Here is a 266-nt window from a genome sequence, read left to right as displayed (position 1 = left end):
GCCTCTGCGCGAGCTGACGGCTGTAGTCCGACGCTTCGAATCCGAAGGAATCGGATCGCTCGAAAGCCAAACGGCGACGCTGGAGCGCATTGCGCGCGGTGGCGGAGAAATAGCGACACTGAGCCAGGCCTTCGTGCAGATGACGCGGCGCATTGCTGAGCAGTGGCGAGAGCTGACGCTGCAGGACCAGCAGCGCCGCGAACTCGTCGCCAATATCTCGCATGACCTGCGCACGCCCCTGACTTCACTACACGGCTACCTGGAAA

The 266-nt window shown here is 62.8% G+C and carries 1 protein-coding gene; it reads left to right on the top strand.

What is annotated here, in order from left to right:
* Window positions 1–266: cell wall metabolism sensor histidine kinase WalK (locus G5A07_RS21330; RefSeq protein ID WP_223107788.1), on the top strand; the 266-nt coding region annotated here is incomplete at both ends.

The sequence above is a fragment of the Stenotrophomonas sp. AS012628 genome (genome assembly GCF_010608305.1).
Lineage (GTDB): Bacteria > Pseudomonadota > Gammaproteobacteria > Xanthomonadales > Xanthomonadaceae > Stenotrophomonas > Stenotrophomonas geniculata.
Note: the sequence above shows the minus strand (reverse complement) of the source record. Positions and strands in the feature narration are given on the sequence as shown.